The sequence below is a fragment of the Shewanella sp. ZOR0012 genome, from assembly GCF_000798835.1.
GTDB lineage: Bacteria > Pseudomonadota > Gammaproteobacteria > Enterobacterales > Shewanellaceae > Shewanella > Shewanella xiamenensis.
This window is the reverse complement of sequence record NZ_JTLE01000062.1, coordinates 1-6,004: the sequence shown is the minus strand read 5'-3', so window position 1 is coordinate 6,004 and position 6,004 is coordinate 1. Positions and strand designations below refer to the sequence as shown.

Below are 6,004 nucleotides of genomic sequence, written 5' to 3'. Positions count from 1 at the left end.
TGGCTCCCCTGACTGGACTTGAACCAGTGACATACGGATTAACAGTCCGCCGTTCTACCGACTGAACTACAGGGGAATCGTTTTAACGTATCAGCTTGCTAACTAAGTGGCTCCCCTGACTGGACTTGAACCAGTGACATACGGATTAACAGTCCGCCGTTCTACCGACTGAACTACAGGGGAATCGTTAGTTATCTAACTGTATTCTCATTGATTATTAATGATTAAAGAGTGGCTCCCCTGACTGGACTTGAACCAGTGACATACGGATTAACAGTCCGCCGTTCTACCGACTGAACTACAGGGGAATCGCTTTAATCGTCTCGATGACTCGTTGAGAACGGAGCGCATAGTAAAACGCTCTGTTGGAGGAGTCAACTCGAGTTACTAAAAAAAGTGTAATTATGCTGTTAAGTGCTCATCTAATGTGCATCATGGTGTAGAAATCAGCATTTTGATGAAGAAATAACTTAACTTTTCGCAAGATAGCGCTGTTCGGTACCATAAAATTTGTCAATGAAAAGTGCTTAAAGGCTGGCTCATATCTTCAATTGCTTAAAGATCCCTCGCTTGAGCATCAAAATCACTACGGCATTGAATAAATACACGAAAGTGCAAAATTGGCTGAATGTTTACAGGAACTAATAGCAAACAAAGTCAATGCGGATTCCGGCAGATGCTAGCCCTTACTCAGAAAGGTTTTTGCCCGCATAAATAATCTCTTACCTCGTTATAATGTTGATGCCGCTATTTGGGCTGAGTCTATTGCGTGAGTAGTGAGCACTGACGTTTAGGCAAATAGAACCACAACTCGGGCATTATCCTCTTTCTAGTCACTAGATGAGCGCCGTTAAACATTAAGATGACCATTTGATTGCAGCAAAGTGAAACTTTTTGACTACGGCGTTTTAGCGCTCAAACTGACGATAAAACGCACTGAAATTCAGGATTAATGCCAAATTAATGCACAAGGAAGGACTTTCATCTGCTTACAAAATTGCAACTTAAATTTATGCTAAAAAAGATAAGGCTTGCAATTGTCAACTATCTGAAATTTAAGGATTAATATTTTTATCGCCAAAATAGTGCAATTTAAGTCCATCGCCCGTGCACCAAGGGTTTGCCGCTTGTTTTAAGTCGCAACTCACAGGGTTATCCACAGAATTTGTTGATAAGTCGAAATAAGCGAGAAACCATGCGGGATTGAGGAGTATTTTTCATCCCCAACATTGGAGATAAATGGTTTGTAATTTAATTACATTTGATAAAAGTTACTACTTGTTACATTGGCGTTTATGTTCAGTGTAGGCTGATTATAAGATAACTGCTGGAGCTTAATCTGTCTCTTGATTAGAATGGTTCGACTAACCACAAGGATATGTAGCGCGTGTCAGAATCTGTTTTTCAGCTTGAATCCCAATTTGCCCCCGCAGGTGACCAGCCAACAGCCATTGCTAAATTGGTTGATGGCCTCGAATCAGGCCTTGCTTGCCAAACCCTATTAGGGGTGACGGGCTCTGGTAAGACGTTCACCATCGCCAATGTGATTGCCAAGCTTGGGCGACCGACCATTATTATGGCGCCAAACAAAACACTCGCCGCACAGTTATATGGCGAGATGAAAGAGTTTTTCCCCAATAATGCGGTGGAATATTTTGTCTCCTATTACGATTACTATCAGCCTGAGGCGTATGTCCCCGCATCTAATACCTTTATAGAAAAAGATGCCTCGGTAAACGCCCATATTGAACAAATGCGGCTCTCGGCCACCAAAGCCCTGCTGGAGCGCAAGGATGTGGTGCTGATTGCCTCGGTATCGGCGATTTATGGTCTTGGCGATCCTGACTCTTACCTAAAGATGCTATTGCACCTGCGCCAGGGCGATACCATGGGACAGCGGGACATTCTTAAGCGCTTGAGTGAATTGCAATACACCCGCAATGATATCGAGTTGCAGCGCGGTACCTTTCGTGTTCGCGGCGAAGTGATTGATATTTTCCCAGCCGATTCAGACCGCTACGCGATTCGGGTGGAGCTATTTGACGATGAAATTGAACGCTTAAGTGAGTTTGATCCGTTAACTGGGCAGATTATCAAACGTATCGCTCGCACTACAGTGTACCCTAAGACCCACTATGTGACGCCGCGGGAAAAGATCCTTGAAGCCACCGAGCTGATTAAGCAAGAGCTGCGTGAGCGCAAGCAATATCTGCTTGACAATAATAAATTGATTGAAGCACAGCGGATCCACGAGCGTGTGCAATACGACATTGAAATGATGGTGGAGCTAGGCTATTGCTCCGGCATTGAAAACTACTCCCGCTATTTATCAGGACGCGCCCCCGGTGAGGGGCCGCCAACGCTGCTCGATTACTTACCCGCTGATGGTTTATTGGTGATCGACGAATCCCATGTCACCGTGCCACAAATTGGTGCCATGTATAAGGGTGACCGTTCCCGTAAAACCACCTTGGTGGAATATGGCTTCCGTTTGCCCTCGGCGTTGGATAACCGGCCGCTGAAGTTTGAAGAGTTTGAGCAGTTAATGCCGCAGACGATTTATGTGTCGGCGACGCCAAATCCCTATGAGTTGGATAAGAGTGGCGGCGAGATTGTTGAACAAGTTGTTCGGCCCACAGGATTGCTCGACCCTGAGCTTGAGGTGCGCCCCGTCGGCATTCAAGTGGACGATTTGCTCTCTGAGGTTGCTAAACGGGTTGCGGTAAACGAGCGGGTGTTAGTCACCACGTTAACTAAACGTATGTCGGAGGATTTAACTGAATACCTCGACGAACATGGTGTCAAAGTCCGCTACTTACACTCAGATATCGATACCGTAGAGAGGGTGGAGATTATCCGCGATCTGCGCCTCGGTAAGTTTGATGTGCTGGTCGGCATCAACTTGCTGCGCGAAGGCTTAGATATGCCGGAAGTCTCGCTCGTCTGTATTTTGGATGCAGATAAGGAAGGCTTTTTACGTTCGGAGCGTTCGCTTATCCAGACTATTGGTCGTGCCGCGCGTAACGTTAATGGTAAGGTGATCCTCTATGCCGATCGCATCACCAACTCGATGGCAAAGGCGATGGGCGAAACCGAGCGCCGCCGTGAGAAACAGCGAGCCTACAACCTTGAGCATGGCATTGTGCCAAAAGGCGTGGTCAAGCGTATTACCGATGTGATGGATGTGGACGACGGCAGAGAGTCTGAAAAGGGTTATGGTCAAGCATCCCTTGGCAGAGTCGCTGAGCCTAAAGCCAAACGTTATCATGCAGATGCTGCGCAGCTGAGCCATGATATCGACAAGCTCGAGAAGCAAATGCATGAACATGCGCGTAACTTGGAGTTTGAACAGGCGGCGGCCTTGCGTGATGAGGTGAAACGCTTAAGGGAATTACTGATCAGCGCATAAATGAGTTTCTCGCCTAAGCAAGGCGTTGAGACTCGACGCTGTGATGCTAACGTTCTGCCACTAAGGTGTTTTACTGAATAAAAAGCCGCTAACACAATGTGTTTAGCGGCTTTTTATTGGATTAGATCATCAAAGAAGAATCGAGACTTTATGCTTTTTCTTTGGTTAGCATCGTGCGTGGGAGCATAAAGAATAAGAGCGCGCACAGTAATCCGCAGATCAAACCAACTAAATGCGCCTCGGTGGCCACCCGCGCGCCGATCATTGCGGTTACATCATCACTGGCGCCATAGAACTGTTCATGGCCGACTTTGACTATCACCCCGAGCAGCAGCAAATAACCAGAGTACATTTTGCGGTGTATATCCTGCACTGCACCAAAGGTAAATAGGCCGTGTAACATGCCGCTCAGCCCGACATAGCCTAAGAGTTGCGGATAACCCAGATATAGGCCAATGCCTTCAAATAGGCAAAGTAGGATAAACAGCGCGGCTAATCCCTTAAGCTGGTAGTGAAAGTGGTGCAAAAACAGTACTACCCATAATCCCGCGAGGTTCATCAACAGGTGCCAATGATTGGTATGCAGCAGATTACCGGTAATCAGGCGCCACCACTGTCCATCACTGATATCGCTACGTCGATAGGCGAGCAGATTATCTACGCTTGGGGTAAAAAGTCCCGTAACATACAAGAGCGCGCAGAGCAGACTGACGACAAGCGCCAGCCAATAGGGGCCGAGTTTTGTTAACGTCACCAGTCTCACGCCTGCGGTTTACCCGTTTCAGTTGCCTTGTCGAGCGAGGTCATCACCTCTGCTTTATTTTGCAGGTAATCCTCTAAGCCCCGTTTGCGAAGGTGGCAGGCTGGGCAGTCACCGCAACCATCGCCGACAATGCCGTTATAACAGGTCAGGGTATGGTGGCGAACTAAATCGAGCTGCTGGTATTTATCGGCCAGCGCCCAAGTTTGGGCCTTGTTGAGCCACATTAATGGCGTGATGATCTCAAGCTTTTTATCCATGCCTTGCACCAGTGCTGATTCCATTGCACGGACAAAGTCGTGGCGACAGTCGGGATAACCCGAAAAATCGGTTTCGCAGACACCGGTAATAATCGCCTCTGCTCCTAATTGGTAGGCGTAGATCCCCGCCAAAGTCAAAAACAGGATATTACGGCCTGGCACAAAGGTATTGGGTAAGCCATTTTCCATTAATTCGTGGGATACGGGGATCGCATCCCGGGTGAGGGCAGAAATGGCTAACTCGTTGAGTAAACTCACATCCATCACTTTATGGCTGGTGATGTTTAAGCGTTTGGCGAGGGATTTAGCCACGTCAATTTCTTCACGGTGGCGCTGTCCATAATCGAAGGTGATCCCATGGACTTCATCATACTGTGTTAAGGCTTGAATAAGACAAGTCGTTGAGTCTTGTCCGCCACTGAAAACCACTACCACCTTTGAAACTGATGCTGCTGACATAGGATCCACTTAAATTGACACATAAAATAGGGCGTAAGTGTAACTCAGGCGCTAGGGCTTGCAAACTCTTTGCTGGCGCGTGGCGACGGGTATGCGGCACTTAGTATCACAATGGCAGAGGCGGTAAAAACTTGCAGCTGCATCTAAAATCCTCTATAAATGCCGCCCCAGAAAAACGGAACGCTAGCATGAATTACCCAGTCAACGAAGTCTTTGAAACCATTCAAGGTGAAGGTGTCTTTACCGGAGTGCCCGCCATTTTTGTGCGTTTACAGGGCTGTCCAGTAGGCTGTGCTTGGTGTGATACCAAACAGACTTGGGATCTGCTTGAGGAAAACAAGGTGTCACCCGAACAAGTGATTACCGTCGATGGTTCCGTGGGGCGCTGGGCTAACCATACGGCGCAGAGTCTTATCGAGGCGTTCAACGCTAAGGGATACACGGCGCGCCATGTGGTGATCACAGGTGGTGAACCTTGTATGTATGATTTGAATGAATTAACCCTCACGCTCCACGCTGCTGGCTTTGCCACTCAAATCGAGACCAGTGGCACCTTTGAGGTGAAGTGCGATGCTGATACCTGGGTGACTGTTTCGCCCAAGATCAATATGAAAGGGGGTTATAAGGTGTTAGCGCAGGCCTTAACCCGCGCCAACGAGATAAAGCATCCGATAGCGACCGAACATCATATCGACGAACTCGATGAGTTACTCAAAGGGATTGATGTGTCAGGGAAAACTATTTGTCTGCAACCGATCAGCCAGAAACCAAGGGCGACGGAATTAGCCATGAAGGTGTGTATTGCCCGCAACTGGCGTTTATCGATTCAGACCCATAAGTACTTAAATATCGATTAATCGCCACTTAGCGCTGTGCACTTTTCTTTAACGCTCCGAATGGGGCGTTTTTTTATCAGCAAAATCTATGGATTAAAGACAATAGTCTTAAGTAAGCGATAAAAAATAACTTTGGATAAGGTGGAATGCTAGAAAGAAAACTTGGGGAATAAAGCGGTATATAGCGTGATATGAGAAAGAGTGGTGGAGGGAGAAGGATTCGAACCTTCGAAGGCGGAGCCGTCAGATTTACAGTCTGATCCCTTTGGCCACTCGGGAA

4 protein-coding genes and 3 tRNA genes are annotated in these 6,004 nt (G+C 47.4%); 2 read left to right on the top strand and 5 right to left on the bottom strand.

Annotation, left to right across the window (positions count from 1 at the left end):
• From L976_RS01510 to L976_RS01500, 3 genes are all read right to left on the bottom strand, one after another.
• Nucleotides 1-76: transfer RNA gene (locus tag L976_RS01510), tRNA-Asn, on the bottom strand.
• 31 nt (nucleotides 77-107) lie between these two features.
• A tRNA-Asn gene (locus tag L976_RS01505) sits at nucleotides 108-183 on the bottom strand.
• 49 nt (nucleotides 184-232) lie between these two features.
• Nucleotides 233-308 (bottom strand) — tRNA-Asn (locus L976_RS01500).
• Nucleotides 309-1,387: 1,079 nt separating this feature from the next.
• Between L976_RS01500 and uvrB the strand changes: the two genes are divergently transcribed.
• Nucleotides 1,388-3,409 carry an excinuclease ABC subunit UvrB gene (gene uvrB / locus L976_RS01495; protein WP_047533490.1) on the top strand — a complete coding sequence of 674 codons (2,022 nt, stop codon included), beginning with the start codon at nucleotides 1,388-1,390 and terminating at the stop codon, nucleotides 3,407-3,409.
• 148 nt (nucleotides 3,410-3,557) lie between these two features.
• On the opposite strand, the gene rrtA is transcribed toward uvrB, so the two are convergent.
• A complete protein-coding gene (rrtA, locus tag L976_RS01490) occupies nucleotides 3,558-4,172 on the bottom strand; it encodes a rhombosortase (RefSeq protein WP_047533487.1) in 615 nt (204 codons plus the stop codon).
• A complete protein-coding gene (gene queC / locus L976_RS01485) occupies nucleotides 4,169-4,888 on the bottom strand; it encodes a 7-cyano-7-deazaguanine synthase QueC (RefSeq protein ID WP_047533484.1) in 720 nt (239 codons plus the stop codon). The genes rrtA and queC overlap by 4 nt, the downstream gene beginning before the upstream one ends.
• A 188-nt stretch (nucleotides 4,889-5,076) precedes the next feature.
• Here queC and queE point away from each other — a divergent pair, with 188 nt between their 5' ends.
• Nucleotides 5,077-5,745, top strand: a complete 669-nt coding sequence (gene queE / locus L976_RS01480) for a 7-carboxy-7-deazaguanine synthase QueE (RefSeq protein WP_047533481.1) — start codon at nucleotides 5,077-5,079, stop codon at nucleotides 5,743-5,745.
• The last annotated feature ends 259 nt before the right edge of the window (nucleotides 5,746-6,004 follow it).

Coding starts and splice junctions, on each gene's coding strand:
- queC (WP_047533484.1), bottom strand. CDS start 4,888: ATGTCAGCAGCATCAGTTTCAAAGGTGGTAGTGGTTTTCAGTGGCGGA.
- queE (WP_047533481.1), top strand. CDS start 5,077: ATGAATTACCCAGTCAACGAAGTCTTTGAAACCATTCAAGGTGAAGGT.